This is a genomic window from Streptomyces bicolor (assembly GCF_000719285.1).
Classification (GTDB): domain Bacteria; phylum Actinomycetota; class Actinomycetes; order Streptomycetales; family Streptomycetaceae; genus Streptomyces; species Streptomyces bicolor.
Genome location: NZ_JOFS01000039.1, coordinates 51,219 through 68,786 on the forward strand (window position 1 = coordinate 51,219; position 17,568 = coordinate 68,786).

General features: G+C 73.3%; 7 protein-coding genes and 1 pseudogene. All 8 read right to left on the bottom strand.

Annotation, left to right across the window (positions count from 1 at the left end; translation table 11 throughout):
* Positions 1-14: 14 nt before the first annotated feature.
* Positions 15-1,277: a cytochrome P450 gene (locus IF78_RS0136715; RefSeq protein ID WP_078662721.1), complete on the bottom strand. Its 1,263-nt coding sequence runs from the start codon at positions 1,275-1,277 to the stop codon at positions 15-17.
* A gap of 23 nt (positions 1,278-1,300) precedes the next feature.
* On the bottom strand, positions 1,301-2,470 hold the full coding sequence (locus IF78_RS0136720) for a cytochrome P450 (RefSeq protein ID WP_031487066.1): 1,170 nt from the start codon (positions 2,468-2,470) through the stop codon (positions 1,301-1,303).
* A 13-nt stretch (positions 2,471-2,483) separates the two neighbouring features.
* On the bottom strand, positions 2,484-4,001 hold the full coding sequence (locus tag IF78_RS0136725; protein ID WP_425314639.1) for a tryptophan 7-halogenase: 1,518 nt from the start codon (positions 3,999-4,001) through the stop codon (positions 2,484-2,486).
* A 2-nt stretch (positions 4,002-4,003) separates the two neighbouring features.
* Positions 4,004-5,359, bottom strand: coding sequence for a cation:proton antiporter (locus tag IF78_RS0136730; RefSeq protein ID WP_078662722.1), 1,356 nt, complete (start codon positions 5,357-5,359; stop codon positions 4,004-4,006).
* 6 nt (positions 5,360-5,365) lie between these two features.
* The gene (locus tag IF78_RS0136735) at positions 5,366-5,572 is read right to left on the bottom strand and encodes an MbtH family protein (RefSeq protein WP_031487069.1); all 207 of its coding nucleotides are present in this window, start codon (positions 5,570-5,572) and stop codon (positions 5,366-5,368) included.
* A 4-nt stretch (positions 5,573-5,576) separates the two neighbouring features.
* Entirely contained in the window at positions 5,577-11,984 is a 6,408-nt protein-coding gene (locus IF78_RS44225; RefSeq protein WP_051828466.1) for an amino acid adenylation domain-containing protein, read from the bottom strand.
* 67 nt (positions 11,985-12,051) lie between these two features.
* Complete coding sequence (locus IF78_RS0136745; RefSeq protein WP_158751592.1) at positions 12,052-17,214, bottom strand: non-ribosomal peptide synthetase; 5,163 nt, start codon at positions 17,212-17,214, stop codon at positions 12,052-12,054.
* 146 nt (positions 17,215-17,360) lie between these two features.
* A pseudogene (locus IF78_RS51000) lies at positions 17,361-17,564 on the bottom strand (condensation domain-containing protein); the annotation flags it as partial.
* Positions 17,565-17,568: the final 4 nt, after the last annotated feature.

Sequence of the window (17,568 nt, forward strand, 5' to 3'; positions counted from 1 at the left end):
TCCCTCATCCCCTCTCACCAGGTGACGGGCAGCCGGTCCACGCCATGGGCGAGCGCGTGCACCCGGAACGGGACCGTGGCCGCGGGCTCGGCGAGCCGCAGCCCCGGGAAGCGCCCGAACAGGGCCGGATAGCAGACGCCGAGCAGCATGCGGGCGAGGGGCGCGCCCAGGCAGTGGTGGATGCCGTGCCCGAAGGTGACGTGGGAGGCGGGCTCCCGGGTGATGTCGAAGCGGTCGGGCTCGGACAGCAGGGCGGGATCCCGGTTGGCCATCGGCAGCGAGCACAGGACGTACTCGCCCTCCTTGATGAGTTGTCCTCCGACGGTGACGTCTGTGAGGGCGATCCGGGGAGTCGGCGCGTGCGGCACCGTGAGGTGGCGGAGCAGTTCGTCGACCGCGCCATCCACAGCGCCGGGGTCGTCGCGTACGGCCGCCAGTTGGTCGGGGTGTTCGAGGAGCAGCAGCGTGCCGAGGCCCAGCATGCCGGAGAGGTTGTCGAGGCTCGCCAGCACCAGCAGGACGCACACGCCCCGCAGTTCCTTGTCGGTGATCTCGTCGCCGTGCTCGCGCACCAGCATGCCGAGGAAGCCGTCGTCGGGGTCGCGGCGCTGCCGTTCCACCATCGCGGCGATGTACCGGGACAGGAGTTCCCCCACCGCTGCCCGCCGGCCGCGTCCCTGGCCGGCGGCGAGGAAGCCATGGGCGCGGCGCAGGAACTCGTCGCGGTCGTCGCGGGGCACCCCGATGAGCTCGCAGAGCACGGCGCCGGGCACGGGCAGCGCGAACGCCGGCACCAGGTCGGCGGGCGGGCCGGCCGCCGCGAGGGCGTCGAGGCGTTCGCCGACGATCGTGTCGATGCACGGCCGGAGCCTGCGGATGCGGCGGAGGGTGAACTCGGGGGTGAGGAGGTGCCGCAGCCGGGTGTGCTCGGGTGGGTCGTAGTCCATGAGCTGGCCCACCATCGGGTCGGGCCGGACCCCGGCGGCGCGGCCGGTCGCGGTCCTCGACCCGAAGCGGCGGCGGGTGGAGAAGCGCACGTGGTCGGCGAGGACCTGACGGACCTCGGCGTAGCCGGTGACCAGCCAGACGGACCTGCCGTCGGTGCCCGGCCCGACCTCGACCCTGGTGACCGGGCCGTGGGCGGCGAGCTCGCGCAGGGCGGTCGCCGGGGCGTATCGGTCGCGGCGTGCGTAGACGAGCTGGGGTTCGGTGGCGCCGCGGCCGGCCGCCCGGGACGCGGCCGGTGTCTCCGCGCGGGGTGTGGCTGCCTGGGACATGGCTCCTCCTGCCAGGTGACGGGCTACCAGGTGACGGGCAGTGTTTCCACGCCGTACGGGGCCTGCGGCCGGAACTGGATCTCCGCCGCAGGTGCGGCGAGCCGCAGCTCGGGGAAGCGGCGCAGCACCGCCGGGTAGGCGCTGCGCAGTTCCATGCGGACGAGGGACGCGCCGATGCAATAGTGGATGCCGTGGCCGAGCGCCACGTGGGTGGTGGCGTCCCGGGTGATGTCGAGGCCGTCCGAGGTGCCCTCCGGGGTGCCGCGGTTGGCGGCGATCAGTGAACAGGCGACCCGGTCACCTGCCTTGATCACCTGTCCGCCGAGCGTGACGTCCTCGCGTGCGATCCGGGGGCTGGCGGTCGGGATCACGGAGAGGTAGCGGATGAGCTCCTCCACCGCGCGGTCGGTCAACTCCGGTCGGGCGCGCAGCAGTTCGAGTTGTGCCGGGTGTTCCAGGAGGGTGAGGACGCCGAGGCCCAGCATCGCCGCCACGTTCTCGACGCCCGAGCCCATGACGAACGCGCCGAGACCGAGGAGCTCCTCGTCGCTGACCTCCGCGCCGTGCTCGCGCACCACCCTGCCGAGGAGGTCGTCGCCGGGTTCGCGGCGTTTGCGCGCCACGAGCCGGCCCATGTACGCGAGGTAGGCGCCACCCGCGGTCACCTGCGTGCGCCGGCCCCGGAACGCCGGGCGGCCCACCTTGAGCAGCCGGGCCAGCTCGTCGCGGTCGTCGCGCGGTACGCCGAACAGCTCGCACATCACCATGCCCGGGACGGACCAGGCGACGTGGCGCATGAAGTCGGCGGGCCGTCCGGCCTTCTCCAGGGAGTCCAGACAGTCCTCGACGATCCGGTCGACGGCCGGTTCCAGGCCCCGCATCCGCCGGACGGTGAACTCGGGTGCGAGCAGTTGCCGCAGCCGGGTGTGCTCGGGCGGGTCGTACTGCACGAGGTTGCCCACCTGGGCGGGCCGCCCGCTGTCGCCGGGCAGCTGGGTGCTGAACCGTTCCGTGTCGCCCAGGACCGCGCGCACCTCGTCGTGCCCGGTGACGAGCCAGCCGGTGTCGGCCGACGGGTCCTCCGTCAGGCCGGTCCGGGTCAGCGGTGCCGTGGCGCTCAGCCGGGTGAGTTCGGGCAGGGGGTCGAGACGGTCGCGCCGGTTGTGCATCGAGAGGTCCGTCGGCCGCGCCATGCGCGTGTCCCCCTCACTCGCCCGCGCCGTCGGCGGTGCGCGCGGCCCGGCTCGTCTCCTGCCAGAACATGCCGTCCGCGGACGGCACCAGACCCCCGCTGAACAGGGGCGCCTCCGGTTCGGCGTCGGCGCCGAGGAGCGCGCGCATCTGGACCTGGCCGCCCTCCTGCATCACCTCGCGCACGACCGACGACTTCATCAGCGGCACCATGCTGTCGTCGGCGTCCCCGGCGAGCGTGCCGACCGCGTCGGCGAACTCCGCGGAGCCCGCCGCGAGGCGCTTGGCGACGACGTCGGCGTCGGTGAGGACCTGGTCGCCCGAGGAGACCCCGCCGATGAGTTCGACGAAGGACTGCAGCTCGGGCCGGTCGGTCCGGGTGACCTTCTTGGCCTGCCAGAAGTAGGAGTCCTCGTCGTGGTGCATCTCGTAGAAGGAGAGCAGGAACTCGTAGAAGACGCCGTACTCACGCCGGTAGCGGGCCTCGAACTCCCGCATCGCCCGGGGCTCGTCGACAAGTCCGGCGAGCACGCTGTTGATGGAGCGGGCCGCGAGGAGCGCGCTGTACGTGGCGAGGTGGACGCCGGAGGAGAACACCGGGTCGACGAAGCAGGCGGCGTCGCCGACCAGCACCATGCCGGGGCGGGAGAACGTGGTGTGGTGGTACGAGTAGTCCTTGCGGACCCGGAGTTCGCCGTACGGGCCGCTCGTCACGCGCCGGGCGTCCGCGAGGTACTCGCCGATGAGGGGGCATTCGTCGACCAGGGCCATGAGCGCCTTGTGCCGGTCGCCCTGGATCTTGTCCGCCATCTCGCGCCGTACGACCGCGCCGACGCTGGTCAGGGTGTCGCTGAGCGGGATGTACCAGAACCAGCCGCTCGGGAACGCGACGGACAGGATGTTGCCCGAGTTGGGTTCGGGCAGTCGCTTGCCGCCCTCGAAGTAGCCGTACAGGGCGAGGCTGCGGAAGAACTCGGAGTACTCGCGCGTGCCGCCCACCCGCTGGTACACCCGGCTCTTGTTGCCGGAGGCGTCCACGACGAACGAGGCGAGGGCCCGGCGTTCGGCTCCGCCGGCGTCGGTGTACCGCACGCCGCGGACCCGCTCGTCGTCGGCGACGACGTCGACGACGGCGCAGCCCTCGCGAACGTCGGCGCCCACCCGGCGGGCGTTGTTCAGCAGGATCTCGTCGAAGCGGGACCGCTCCACCTGGTACGCGTAGGACGTCGGTCCGGACATGCGCGGGGAGACGGAGAAGGAGAACGTCCACGGCTCCGGGTTGGCGCCCCAGCGGAAGGTGCCGCCGCGCTTGCGCGGGAAGCCCGCCTTGGCGAGCTCCTCCGCGACCCCGGTCATCCGGCACACGCCGTGCACGGTGGACGGCAGGAGGGACTCGCCGATCTGGTGGCGGGGGAAGAACTCCTTCTCCAGGACCAGTACTCGGTGTCCCTGCATGGCCACGAGTGCGGCCAGGGTCGATCCGGCGGGTCCTCCGCCCACGACCACGACGTCGAATTCCTCGGATTCCGCCAAGGTCATCCCCCTTCAGGTTTGTTCGCGTTTTCACGCACCGGGGAATCGTCCCGCCCGGCCGTGGAATTCCGACTTCTTGAATGAGTTTCGTAATTACCGCGTTCGACCGTCAAGCGTGTCCATTTCCCTTGGGACCGCTCGACGAGTGAGATCAGCGGCCCCGTCAGGAACGTGGTCACCAGCGCCATCAGTACGAGGATGGTGAAGAGTTCGTCGCCGATGATCCCGGCGTCCAGGGCGACGTTGAGGACGATCAGTTCCGTCAGGCCGCGGGTGTTCACGAGCGCGGCGACGAGCGCCGACTCGTGCCGGTCCATGCCGCTGACACGTGCCGCGCCGTAGGCGGGCAGGAGTTTGCCGAGGATGGCCACGGCGAGGACGAGGGCCAGCAGCCCGGCGCCGCCGCCGTCGACGGAGCCGATGTCGAAGGACAGGCCCGTCGTCACGAAGAACAGCGGCAGCAGCAGGCCGGCGCTCTCCTCCATGGGCCTGAGCACGTCGGCGTCCGGCACGCCGTTCCTGCGGGGCATGGCGATGCCGGCGAGCAGGCCGCCGAAGACGGCGTGCAGGCCGAGTTCCGCGGTGACCCAGCCGCTGCCGAGGGCGAGGGCCAGGGCGAGGGTGCGCTGGTTGGCCTGCAGCGCGCCCGACCGTTTCAGCCACCGTGCCAGCAGTGGCCGTACGACAAGGAACAGGACCGCCACGAACACCGCGCTGAGCAGCAGGGTCATCGGCCAGGCGGGCCCGGTCGCGTGCCCGGTGCCGACCAGCGCGACGGCCAGCACCAGCCAGGCCACCACGTCCATGAGCCCGGCGGCCGCGGTGGCCACGCTGCCCGCCGGGGTGCCCGCCAGTCCGCGCTCACGGACGATGGCGGCGAGGACGGGCAGCGCGGTGACGGACAGGGCGACCGCCATGAACATCCAGAACGGCCGGCCGGCCGCGCCGTCGCCGCCGTCCGGCCGGACCGCGGCGAACACCCCGGGGAAGCCTCCCGCGAGGCCCGCCCCGAGGCTCGCCGGGACCAGGAACGCGCACAGCGCCACTGTCGTCGAGGCTCTGCCGCCCCGGCGCAGCTGCCGTGGGTCCATCTCGTACCCCACGACGAACATGAAGAGCACGACGGCGACCTGGGACAGCACCGTGAGGAACGGCAGGACCTCTTCCGGGAAGAGACGGTCCGTCGGGTTGCCGGGCAGCCGCCCGAGCAGGGTGGGCCCGAGCGCGATCCCGGCGATGATCTGCCCGATGACCTCGGGCTGACCGCAGCGCCGGGCCAGGCCGCCGAGGAGCCGTGAGGCGACGACGATGACGGCGACGTCGCCGATGGCGACGGCCGCGATGGACTCGGTGTCCATCCGCGCTCAGCGCATTTCCTCTACCAGGCTCTTGGGTCGCATGTCCGTCCAGTTCTCCTCGATGAAGGTGAGGCATTCCTGGCGGGTGGCCTCACCGTGCGCGACGGTCCATCCCTCGGGTATTTCCGCGAAATTCGGCCAGAGCGAGTATTGGCCTTCGTCATTCACCAGGACCATGAAGGTGCCGTTCTCGTTGTCGAAGGGATTGGTCATCTCTTCAGTCCTTCCTGAGTTTTTCCGCGACAATGCGCATGATCTGCGCCAAGGGTCCGGGCTGGAGCATGTCGTAGTGGTTGACGGCGATCTCGTGCGACTCGATCTCCCCGCCGACGTAGGGCTGCCAGACGGCGACCGCTTCCGTCGTCGGCAGATCGGCGGGGCGGTCCTCGGTGGCGACGAAGAGCAGCAGGTCGCCGCCGAAGGTCCGCGGGGTGTGGTGGGGTGTGAAGCCGGCCATGTTGCGCAGGACCTTCTCCAGGTTGGCCAGGGACTGCTCGCTCAGGCCGGTGGAGCGGTAGAGGTCGGCGATGCCGCCCTCGTCCTGCCGCAGCACGGCGTAGCCGTCCGCCGCTCCGTCCTCCTCGCCGCGCATCCGGGACTGGGCAGAGCTGCTGGGGTAGGCGTCGAGCAGCGCGAGCAGCGCGACCTGTTCGCCGAGTTCCTCAAGGCGGGCCGCCACGGCCTGGGCGAGGGTGCCGCCGATGGACCAGCCGAGCAGGTGGTAGGGGCCGGAGGGCTGCGCGGCTCGGATCTCGTCCGCGTAGTCGGCGGCCATCTCCTCGATGCTGCCGGGCAGTGAATCGGGGCGGGCCAGGCCGCGTGCCTGGATGCCGAACACGGGCACGTCCGCCGGAAGATACGGGAGCACGGCGGCGTATCCCCAGCTCAGGCCCATGCCGGGATGGATGCAGAACAGGGGCGGGCGGCTGCCATCGGGGCGCAGCGGCAGCAGCACGTTGAGGTCGCCGCCTGTCTTGCCGGTACGGCGGCCCGCACGTCCGCGTCGTGTGGCGGGGTCGGTGCCGGCCCGCACGGTGAGCCCGCCCGTCGCGTCCCGTCGCGCCCGCTGCCCGGTGCGGAACATCCGCTCGCCCGCCGGGCCGAAGGAGCAGGCCACGAACCGCTCGCCGGTGGTGCCGGGGCGGCCGAGGTAGCCGCGGGCGAGGGAGGCGCCCGCCAGGTACAGGTCGCCGAGGGCGCCCGGGGGCACCGGCCGCAGGAAGTCGTCCAGCACATACGCGCGGGTGTTCGCCACCTGCCGTCCCGCGGGCGCCTGTTCGCCGGTCGTGTCCGTCCCTGTGCCCTCGTCGTGCTCCAGCCAGAGGCCGCCCATCTCCGCGGCACCGTGCCCGGCGCCGGGTGGTGTCGCCTGTGCCGGCCCCAGGGTCACCTGGCCTCCCGCGCAGAGCGTCGCGAGCAACGGGGTCAGGAGGTCCGCGGCCGGGGCGCGGCTGTCCAGCCGCAGCGGTTCCTCGCTCTGCGCGGTACGCGCACGGTGTGCCAACTGGTTGACCAGCGCACGGTGGGAGAGGACCGCCGCGACGCCGGGGTGTGTCGCGCTGTCGAGCAGCACGGCGGGGTGGCCGGGGCGCGGCAGTTGCTCGCCCGACCCTCCGGGCTCCTGCCGGCTCGCCTGCGCGGCAGGGGCTTCGGGCCGGTCCGGAGCGGGCTCCGTGTCCGTCACCGGGTCGTCCAGGAGGACGACGGGGACGCCGGTGTCGGCCGGTACGGGGCCGGCGGCGTCGCACAGCAGGGCGGCGGGCGGGTTCCGGTCCTCGTCCTCCCATGGCCGGGACGGGTCGGCGAAGCGGCAGGCGGCTCCCGACTTCAGGACCCCGAGCAGCGCGATCACCAGCATGAGGGTGGGTGGCAGCGCCACGACGACGACGCGCTCGGGTCCCGCGCCGGCCGCCACGAGACGCCGGGCCACGTCGTCGGAGAGGGCGTCCAGCGTCTCGTACGTCATGGACGCCTCGTACATGCCGGGGATCCGCTGGTCGAGGACGGCCACGGCGGCCGGAGTTCGTGCGGCCTGCGCGGCGAAGAGGTCCACCGCGGTGGCGTCGGGGAGCGGGGCCGCGGTGGCGTTGCCGAGGTCCACGGCCTGTCGGCGCTCGTCTTCGTCCAGGAAGACGTCCAGTGCGCTCAGCCGCAACTCCGGGTCTGCGCAGGCGTGTTCCAGGATGCGGGTGAGCCGGTGCGCGAACGCCGTGACGGTGGGTTCGTCGAACAGGTCGACGGCGTAGCGGATCCGGCCGTCGATGCCGCCGAGGTCGCCGTCGGACAGATAGCGTTCGGCGAGGTCGAGCGAGAGGTCGGTTTCGCCGGCCCGTGGGCCCGTCTCCAATCGGGTGGTGCGCAGGCCGGGCAGTTCCCAGGGCTGCCACGCGTCGGCGATGTCGTCGCGGACGTCGAGCATGACCTGGAAGACCGGGTGGCGGGCGAGCGAGGGCGGCAGGTCGAGCACGTCCACCAGCCGCTCGAACGGCACGTCCCGGTGCGCGGCGGCCTCCTGGTACGTCTCCCGGGCCCGGGCGAGCAGGTCCGTGAAGGTCGGATCGCCGGAGGCGTCGCCGCGCAGGGCGAGGGGGCCGGCGAAGGGGCCCACCACTCCTTCGAGGGCCGGGTCGTCGCGGCGCGGGATCAGCGTGCCGACGGTGATGTCGTCGCCGGCGCCGAGCCTGGCGAGCAGGGCCACGAGCGCGCCGTGCACCACGGTGAACGGTGTCGTGTCGGCGGATTCGGCCAGGTCGGCGATGCTGGCGTGCAGTGCGGCGTCGAGGCGCAGCGGGACGGCTCCCGTCCGGTGGGAGGCGATCTGCGGGCGTGGCCGGTCGGCGGGCAGCGCGAGTTCGGCGTCGATGCCCGCGAGGGTGTCCTTCCAGTAGTCGAGCTGGTCGCCCGCGAGGCTCTCCCTGGCCTGTTCGCCCTGGAGCAGATCCCGCTCCCAGCGGGCGTAGTCGGCGAACTGCACAGGCAGCGGGGCCCGTTCGGGTACCCGGCCTTCGCGGCGGGCGGCGTAGGCGGTGGCCAGGTCGCGCAGCAGGACGTCCACGGAGGCCTCGTCGGCGGCGATCCGGTGCACGACCAGGAGCAGCACATGGTCGGTGTCGGACAGGGCGAGCAGGTGCCGGGTCCAGGGGATGTGGCGGGCGAGGTCGAAGGGGCGGCGGGCGCGATCGGCGAGGACGTCGGCCAGCCTTTGTTCATCGACCGGTTCCTCGGGCACCAGGTCGGTGGGCATGGCCTCCTCGACGGTCAGGATCCGCTGGTGCAGGTCCGCGCCGCGGGTGCCGGGGAAGATCGTGCGCAGGACGGCGTGGCGGGCCGCGAGGTCCGTCAGTGCCGAGCTCAGGGCCTGTTTGTCGAGTTCGCCGGTGAGCCGCAGGGCCACCGGGATGCGGTCCACGCCGGTCTCGTCGTCGATCCCGGCCGTCAGCCAGGTCTGCAACTGGCCTGCGGTGACGGGGACTTCCGCCTCCTGCGTGTCGGGTCCCGCCGCGGTGAGGACGGGGCGGGCCCGGGTGGCGAGGAGGCGGGCGACCCCGGCGGGGGTGGGCGAGCCGAAGAACTGACGGATGGGCAGTTCGGCGTCGAACTCCTCGCGGATCCGGCCGGCGAGTCGCATGGCGAGGCCGGAGTCACCGCCCAGTTCGAAGAAGTTGTCGTCGGAGCCCACGCGTTCGAGGTCGAGCACCTCGGCGAAGAGGCGGCAGAGTTTCTCCTCGGCTCCCGTGCGCGGCCCGCGCCCGGTGGCCCGGGCGGCGAAGTCCGGTGCGGGCAGTGCCTTGCGGTCGACCTTGCCGTTGCGGGTCACGGGCAGCGCGCCCAGGGCGAGGACGGCGGCCGGAACCATGTAGTCGGGCAGGCGCCGGGCGACGTACTCACGTATCCGGTCGGGGTCCGCCGTCTCTCCGGCCGCCGGGACCACGTAGCCGACGAGGCGCCGCCCGCCGGGACCGTCGTCGCGGGCGACGGCCACGGCCTGCGCGACGGCCTGGTGCGCGGTCAAAGCGGCCTCGATCTCGCCGAGTTCCACCCGGAACCCGCGGATCTTCACTTGCGCGTCCACGCGGCCGGCGAACTCCAGCTCGCCGTCGTCCGTCCGGCGGGCCAGGTCCCCGGTGCGGTACATCCGCTCGCCGGGCAGGAACGGGCAGGCGACGAAGCGCTCCGCGGTCCGGCCGGGCGCGTTCCAGTAGCCGCGGGCCAGGGCCGCGCCCGCCAGGTACAGCTCGCCGGTCGCCCCGGGCGGGACCGGCTGGAGGAAGGGGTCGAGCACATACGCCCGACGGCCGGGCAACGGACGGCCGATCGGCAGTACGGCCAGACCCTCGTCGCCGGGCCGCACGGTGTGCCAGGTGAAGCACAGGGTGGTCTCGGTGGGTCCGTACAGATGCCGTACGGCCACCTGCGGGCAGGCGGCGCGCACCCGGCCCACCGCGCCGACGGGCACCACGTCCCCGCCTGTCAGGACCTCCCGCAGCCCCGTGAAGCACTCGGGGGTCTCGGCCGCGAGCACCCGGAAGGTGCCGGCGGTGAGGTGCAGCGTGGTGACACCGTCGGCCACGTACCGGCGCACCTCCCGCGCGTCGACCACGCCCGGCCCGGCGACGACCACGCGGGCGCCCGCCGTCAGCGGCACCCAGGCCTCGAACAGGAAGGCGTCGAAGGCGTGCGGGGCGTGCAGCAGCACCGCGTCGTCCGGGCCGAGGCGCCAGCCGGGCTCCCTCACCAGGGCGGCCACGCTGCCGTGCGGAACGGCGACGCCCTTGGGCTCCCCCGTCGAGCCGGACGTGTACATCACGTACGCCACCTCGTGCGCGGTGACGGGGAGGGCGGGCGGGTCGGTCCGGTGCGCGAGCACGTCGGCCCGCACCGCCGCATCGTCGAGAACCACGACGCCGGTCGCACTCTCCGGCACCACGGCGCGTGTCGCGGCGGAGCACAGCACCGCCGAGGCCCCGCAGTCGGCGAGGACCGCCGCCACCCGCTCCGCCGGGTTCCCGGGGTCCACGGGCACCTGTACGGCCCCGGCCCGCCACAGGGCGAGCAGCGCCACCATCAGGTCCGGGGACCGTTCGAGCACCACGGCGACGCGGTCGCCGCGCGCCACGCCCGCGTTCGCGAGATACGCCGCGAGCCTTCCCGCCGACGCCCACAACTCCCCGTAAGTCAGGGCCTGTTCGTCCGCTACGACCGCCACGGCGTCCGGAGCGTCCGCGGCCCGCTCGGCGATCACCTCGGGCACCGTGCGGGAGGGTGCCACGCCGGGCCCGGCACTCGCCTCGGGGAGCTCCGGTTCGGTGACCCGGATACGGCCCGTCGGCACGGCCGGGTCGGCCACCAGCTGCTCCAGGACCGCGACCAGGGAGTCGAGGACGGCCTCGGCGGCAGGCCTCTCGAAGAGATCGGGCCGGTACTCCAGCCGGAACCGGGTGCGCTCGCCGGGCGCGACCACAAGGGTCAGCGGGTAGTGCGCCGCCTCGCGGGCCAAGCCCTCGGGGCGGATGACCGGGATGTCGGGCGCGGCGGCCCGGCCCGCGCGTCCGGCGGGCTGCCGGGGGAAGTTCTCGTAGATCACGAGCGTGTCGAACGTCGCGCCCGGACCGGCGAGTTGCTGTACCTCCAGCAGACCGAGGTGCTGGTGGCCCATCAGTGCGGACTGCCGCTGCTGGAGGTCCCGCAGCAGGTCGGCGGCCGGCCGGTCGCCGTCGAGCCGCACCCGCACCGGAAGGGTGTTGATGAGCAGTCCCACCATCGTCTCCACGCCGGGCAGGTCCGCGGGGCGCCCGGCCGCCGTGGCGCCGAACACCACGTCCGTGCGCCCGGCCAGGCGGGCGAGAACCAGCGCCCACGCGCCCTGCACCACGGTGTTCACGGTCAGTTCGCGGGTGCGGGCCAGCTCGGTCAGCGCGCGGGCGACCGCGTCCGGCAGCTCGCGGTCGACGTGGCCGGGGAAGACCGGCGGGCGATCCGGGACGACCGGCGCGACCAGGGTCGGCTCGTCGGCCCCGGCCAGCTCCTCCCGCCACGCGGTACGGGCGGCTTCCTTGTCCTGCTTGCCGAGCCACAGCAGGTAGTCCCGGTACGACGTCGTGCGGGGCAGCCGCGTGACGTCGCCGTCGCCCGCGTACAGGGCGGCGAGTTCGCCGATCAGTACGGGTGCGGACCAGCCGTCCATGAGGATGTGGTGGCTGGTGATCACCAGGCGGTGCCGGTGCTCGGAGAGCCGGACGAGCAGGACCCGCAGCAGCGGCGCGGTCGCCAGGTCGAAACGCTCGGCGCGTTCACGCTCCGCGAGGCGCTCCGCTGCGGCGCGGGCCTGCTCCTCGGGCAGGTGCGAGAGGTCCTCGGTGCGCCACGGCAGGGTTACGGTCCGCGCTATGACCTGCACCATCTGCGCTCCGCTGACCTGCCTGAAGCAGGCCCGCAGGGCGGCGTGCCGGTCCAGGAGCGCCGTCCACGACGCGCGCAGCCGTGCTTCGTCCAGCGGCCCGTCGACGGCTAGGGCCGACTGCACGGTGTAGACGTCGGGTCCCTGGTCGTCGAAGGCGGCGTGGAAGAGCAGGCCTTCCTGGAGCGGCGACAGCGGCCACACGTCCTCGACTGGGGATCGGGTCATCGCTTCTCTCCTCGGCAGGGGCATGGGCGGGACGTGGGCAAAGTGCGGGCAGAGTGTGGTCGGCCGGCTAGGCCTGGTCGTCGGCGAACCCGGCTTCGAGTTCCTCGATCTGGCTCTGCGCCAGATCGAGGAGGGGGAAGTCGGAAGGGGTGTGCCCACCGGCGGCGGGGCCGGCGGTGTGGGCGGCGAGCGCGCTGAGCATGTCCAGCCAGGCCTGCCCGAGTCGTCGGGCGGCGGCGTCGTCGAGCACGCCGGCGGGCCAGCCGAGGGACAGGGTGAGCTCGGGCCCGTCAGCAGTGTCCACCACGACGGCGCCGGCCTCCAGCGCATGCGTGGACGGCATGTCCGGGTCGGCGCCGCCACCGATCTCCCCGGTCAACTGCCAGTCCGCCGGTGCCCCTTGGCGGGCGCCCGCGGTGAAGCGGCCCAGGTAGTTGAAGCCGATCTGGGGCGCCGGCAGGGCAGCCAGGGCCGGTCCGGTGTCCGGGTTGAGGTGGCGCAGCAGCCCGTGGCCGAGCCCGTCGCCGGGCACCGTACGGGTCTGCTCCTTCACCGCCTTCAGCAGGGCTCCGCTCGACGGGCCCGCGGCGCGGGCGTCGTCCAGATCGACCTCGCTCAGGTCGAGGCGCACGGGGTGCGTACGGGTGAACCAGCCCACCGTGCGGGACAGGTCCACTCCGTCGACCGGTTCCCGGCCATGGCCCTCTACGTCGACCAGCAGGACCCGGTCGCCGTCCGCCCGGCCGTGCGCCACGGCCGCGGCGAGGCCCGCGAGGAGCACCTCGTGCACCCCGCAGTGGAACAGGCCGGGGGTGGTGGCGGTCAGGGTGGCCGCCTCAGGTGCGGGCACCGTCCAGGAAGCGTGACGCACGGTCGCCGCCGTGTCGACCGCGGGGTCCAGGGCGCGCTCACCTACGAGGGGTTCGGTGACGTCGAGGAGCCGCGTCCACTGGGGCAGTTCCGCGGTCCGGGCGGGTGCGAGGGCCTGCTCCGCCAGCATCGTGGCCCACCGCCGGAAGGAGGTGACCGCCCGGTCGAGCCGGGGTTCCCGTCCGGCCGCGGCGGCCCGGCACGCCTGGGCGAGGTCGGGCACGAGCACCCGCCAGGACACCCCGTCGACGGCGAGGTGATGCGTGGCGAGCACGACGCGTCCGCTCCGCTCGGGTCCGGCGTCCACCCAGACCGCCTGGAGCAGCACGCCGGCGGTGGGATCGAGCCGCCCCACGGCCTCGCGGGCGGCGCGGACCGCGATCGCGTCGAGGTCGTGCGGGGCCGCGTCGCTCGCGTCGACACGGATGACGAGCGCCTCCGCGTCGAAGTCGTCGGCCTCGGGGACCATGAGCCGTCCGTCCTCGGTCACCCGGGCCCGCAGCATGTCGTGGGCGGCCGTCAGGGCGCCGGTACCGGCGACGAGGGTCTCGCGGGTGAGGTCCGGCGGTGCCCCGAGGACCACCCACTGCGCGAATCCGGGGCCGAGGGCGTGCTCGCCGAGTTCCCGCATCACCGGGGTCAACGGCACCTCGCCGACAGCGACATCCGCGCCGTCAGGACCTGTGGGGCCGGTTGCGTCGGCGACGAGGGCGAGGCGTTCGGGGGTCTTCTCCTCGAAGACCTGACGTGGCGTCACCACGAGTCCGGCCTGCCGGGCCCGGGAAGACAGCTGCATCGACGAGATGGAGTCGCCACCCAGCTCGAAGAAGCTGTCGTCGGCGCCGACCCGGTCGAGGCCGAGCACATCGGCGAACAGCTCGCACAGGACGGTCTCGGCGGGCGTACGCGGGTCACGCCCCCGCGCCCTTCCGGCGAAGTCCGGCGCGGGCAGCGCGGCGCGGTCGAGCTTGCCGTTCGCGGTGCGGGGCAGGGCGTCGAGTGGCACGAAGGCGGCCGGCAGCATGTACTCCGGCAGCCGTCCGGCGGCGAACTCGCGTATCTCTGCGGCGAGTTCCTCGGCCAACGGCACGTTCCGGGTGACGAAGTAGGCGACCAGCCGATGTTCGCCCGGTCGGTCCTCGCGGGCCACCACCACGGCCTGCGCGACCGCCGGGTGGGCCGTCAGGGCGCTCTCCACCTCCGCGGGTTCGATGCGGTGACCCCGTACCTTCACCTGGCCGTCCGCACGGGCCGCGAAGACCAGTTCGCCGGTGTCGGTCCAGCGGGCGAGGTCGCCGGTGCGGTACATGCGCGCGCCGGGCAGGAACGGGCAGGCGACGAAGCGCTCGGCCGTCGGTCCGGGCCGCCCGCCGTAACCGCGGGCCAGGCCCGGGCCGGCGACGTACAGTTCACCGACCGCGCCCGGGGGCAGCGGCTGGAGGAAGGCGTCCAGGACGTAGACACGTACGTTCGCCGGAGGGCGGCCGATGGGGACGATGCCGGCGCCAGGGGCGAGCGGTTCGCTCATCGCCGCGCACACCGTCACCTCCGTCGGGCCGTACGCGTTCACCATCCGCCGGTCGGCGGCCCACCGGTCCACGAGCGCGGGCGGGCAGGCCTCGCCGGCCACCACCAGCGTCCTGAGGGAGGCGGGCAGTGCCTCCTCGGTGGCGAGCACACTGGGCGGCACGGTGACGTGGGTGGCGCCCCACGCCCGTACCGCCTCGGCAAGTGTCACGCGTGGCGGCAGCCCGTCCTGGTCCGGCACCACGAGTGGGGCGCCGGACAGCAGGGCCATGCACAGTTCGGAGACGGCCGCGTCGAAACTCAGCGAGGCGAACTGAAGGACACGTGCGTCCGGTTGCACCGCGAACCGCTCGATCTGCGCCCGCGCGAGGTGGGCGAGTCCTGTGTGGGTGACGACGACTCCCTTCGGGGTGCCGGTCGACCCGGAGGTGTAGATCACGTATGCGGCGTTCTCCGGGCGCAGGGCCGCGTTCCGTTCCGTGTCGTCGAGAGAGCCGCCCGCGCGGCGGGCCACGCCCGCGGTGACGTCCGGGTCGTCGAGGACCACGATCCGTCCCCGGAACCCGTCGGGCACCGCGCCCCGGGTCTGCCGCGTGCACACCACGGCCGCCGGGTCGGCGTCCCGCAGCAGGAACGCCACACGGTCCGCCGGGTGACCCGCGTCCACGGGGACGAAGGCACCGCCCGCCATGGACACGGCGAGCACGGACACGACCATGGCCTCCGAGCGGGGCACCAGTACGGCCACGCGGACCTCCGGTCCCACACCGGCGTCGGCGAGGTAGCGGGCGAGGCGTCCGGCGGCCGTCTCCAGCTCCGTGTACGTCAGTGTCCGCTCGCCGGCATCGAGGCGGCCGTCCGCGGGGCGCGGGGAGTCCGGGGCGTCCGGCGCGTCGGTTGTTGCGGAAGCCGGGGTCGTCGCCGCGGGGTCACGCGATACCAACGCCGCCGCGTCCGGCGAGCGCCGTACCTGACGCCGGAACAGTTCCGGCAGCGGTGCGGCCTCGACCGGCGCACGCGTACCGCTCCACGTGTCCACCACCAGCTCGCGCCGGGCGGGGCTCAGCACACCGATCCCCGCGACGGGGGCCTGCGGATCGCCCGTCAGCTGTTCGAGGACGTACGAGAGCGAGGCGGTCACCTGCTCCGCCCACTCCTGCCCGAACACCTCGGGCCGGTAGATCAGTTCCCCGTGCAACCGGTCCCCCGGCACCGCGACCAGGGTGAGCGGGTAGTGCGCGGTGTCATCCGGTTTCCCCCCGGGACGGATGGTCAGGGTGTCGGGTGTGGGCTCGGCCAGGCGGGGGCGCGGATAGTTCTCGTACACGAAGAGCGCGTCGAAGACCGCTCCCGGACCGGCGAACCGCCTGATCTCGGGCACACCGATGTGCTGGTGCGCCATCAGCGCCACCTGCCGACGCTGGAGGTCGTCGAGGAGTTCGGCGACCGGCCGGTCACCGTCGATCCGCACGCGCACCGGCAGTGTGTTGATGAAGAGCCCGATCATCGACTCCACGCGCGGCAGCTCCGCGGGCCGCCCCGCGAACGTCGCGCCGAACACCACGTCGGTCCGTCCGGCGAGCCGGGCGAGGACCAGGGCCCAGGCGCCCTGCACCACGGTGTTCACCGTCAGGCCGCGCTCACGCGCCAACTCGGCCACCGCGCCGGTGAGTTCCTCGGTGAACTCGAAGGCCACCCGGGCCGGAACCGTCGGCACCCGGCCCTGTTCCCCGGGTGCCACGAGCGTCGGTTCGTCCGCTCCCGCGAACTCGGCCCGCCAGGCCTCCCTCGCCGCCTCCTTGTCCTGCGTGCCGAGCCAGGCCAGATACTCGCGGTACGAGGTCGCCGGCGGCAGTGCCCGTACGTCACCGCCCGCCTCATACAGCGCGGACACCTCGCCGATGAGCACCGGCAGGGACCAGCCGTCCGTGACGATGTGGTGGCTGGTGACGATCTGGACGTGGCGGTGCTCGCCGAGCCGCACGAGAGTCAGCCGCAGCAGCGGCGCCCGGGTCACATCGAGGCGGCGCGAGCCGTCGTCCGACACCAGCCGGTCGAGTCCTGCCCGCGCCTCGGCCTCCGTCAGTCCGGTCAAGTCGGCCTCGTGCCAGGGCAGGTCCACGTCCCGGGCGATCACCTGGACCGCCTCGCCGGAGTCCTGCTGGTGGAAGCTGGCCCGCAGGATCGGATGCCGGTGCAGCACGGCCCGCCAGGAGGCCCGCAGCCGTTCCACGTCCAGGGGCCCGTCCAGAGCCAGGATCCGCCGGCCTTCGTAGAGGTCGGGGCTTTGGTCGTCGTAGGTCGCGTGGTACAACAGCCCCTGCTGGAGCGGCGACAGCGACCAGACGTCCACCAGGCCGGGCACCCGGGCTTCCAATTCCTCCACACTGCGCTGCGTCAGGCTGAGGAGGGGGAAGTCGGAAGGGGTGTGCCCACCGACGGCCGGATCGCCGACGTGGTTCGCGAGACCGGCGAGGGTGTCCCGCCAGATCCGGCCGAGGCCATCCGCCTCCGCCTCGTCCAGGAGCGTCGTCGGCCAGCCGAGTGTGACGGTCAGGACCGGGCCGTCCGGGGTGTCCTGGACGGTCGCAGCGGCTTCCAGGGTGTGCAGGGCGGGCATGTCAGGGCCGGCCGAGCCGCCGATCGCGGTCTGTCCGCTCAGCTGCCAGGGTTCCTCGGCGGTGGACTGCTGTCGGCCGGCCGTGGTGAATCGGCCCAGGTAGTTGAAGCCGATCTGCGCGGCGGGAAGTTCGGACAGAACGGGGCTCGTCCGCGGGTTGAGGTAGCGCAGCAGGCCGTAGCCCAGACCGTCACCGCCGGGTACCGACCGCACCTGCCGGCTTCCCGGGGCGGGATGGTCCAGGACCGCCGCGTCATGGTGGCGGCGTTGTCGTGTCCAGGGTCCAACTCCCGGTTGCCCAAGGGAGTGTCGGGGACGCGCACAAGGTCAGCCCAGGCATCCAGCTCACTGGTCAGTGCGGGGGCAACGGCCTTCTCCGCCATCAGCTCGGCCCAGCCACGGAACGACGTTGCCACGGGGTCGAGTTCGGGTGTGCGGCCTGCGGCTGCGGCCTCGCAGGCGGCCTGGAGGTCCGGCAGCAGGATCCGCCACGACACCCCGTCCACCACCAGGTGGTGCGCCACCAGCACCAGCCGGCCCACACGGTCCGGCCCGGCGTCCACCCAC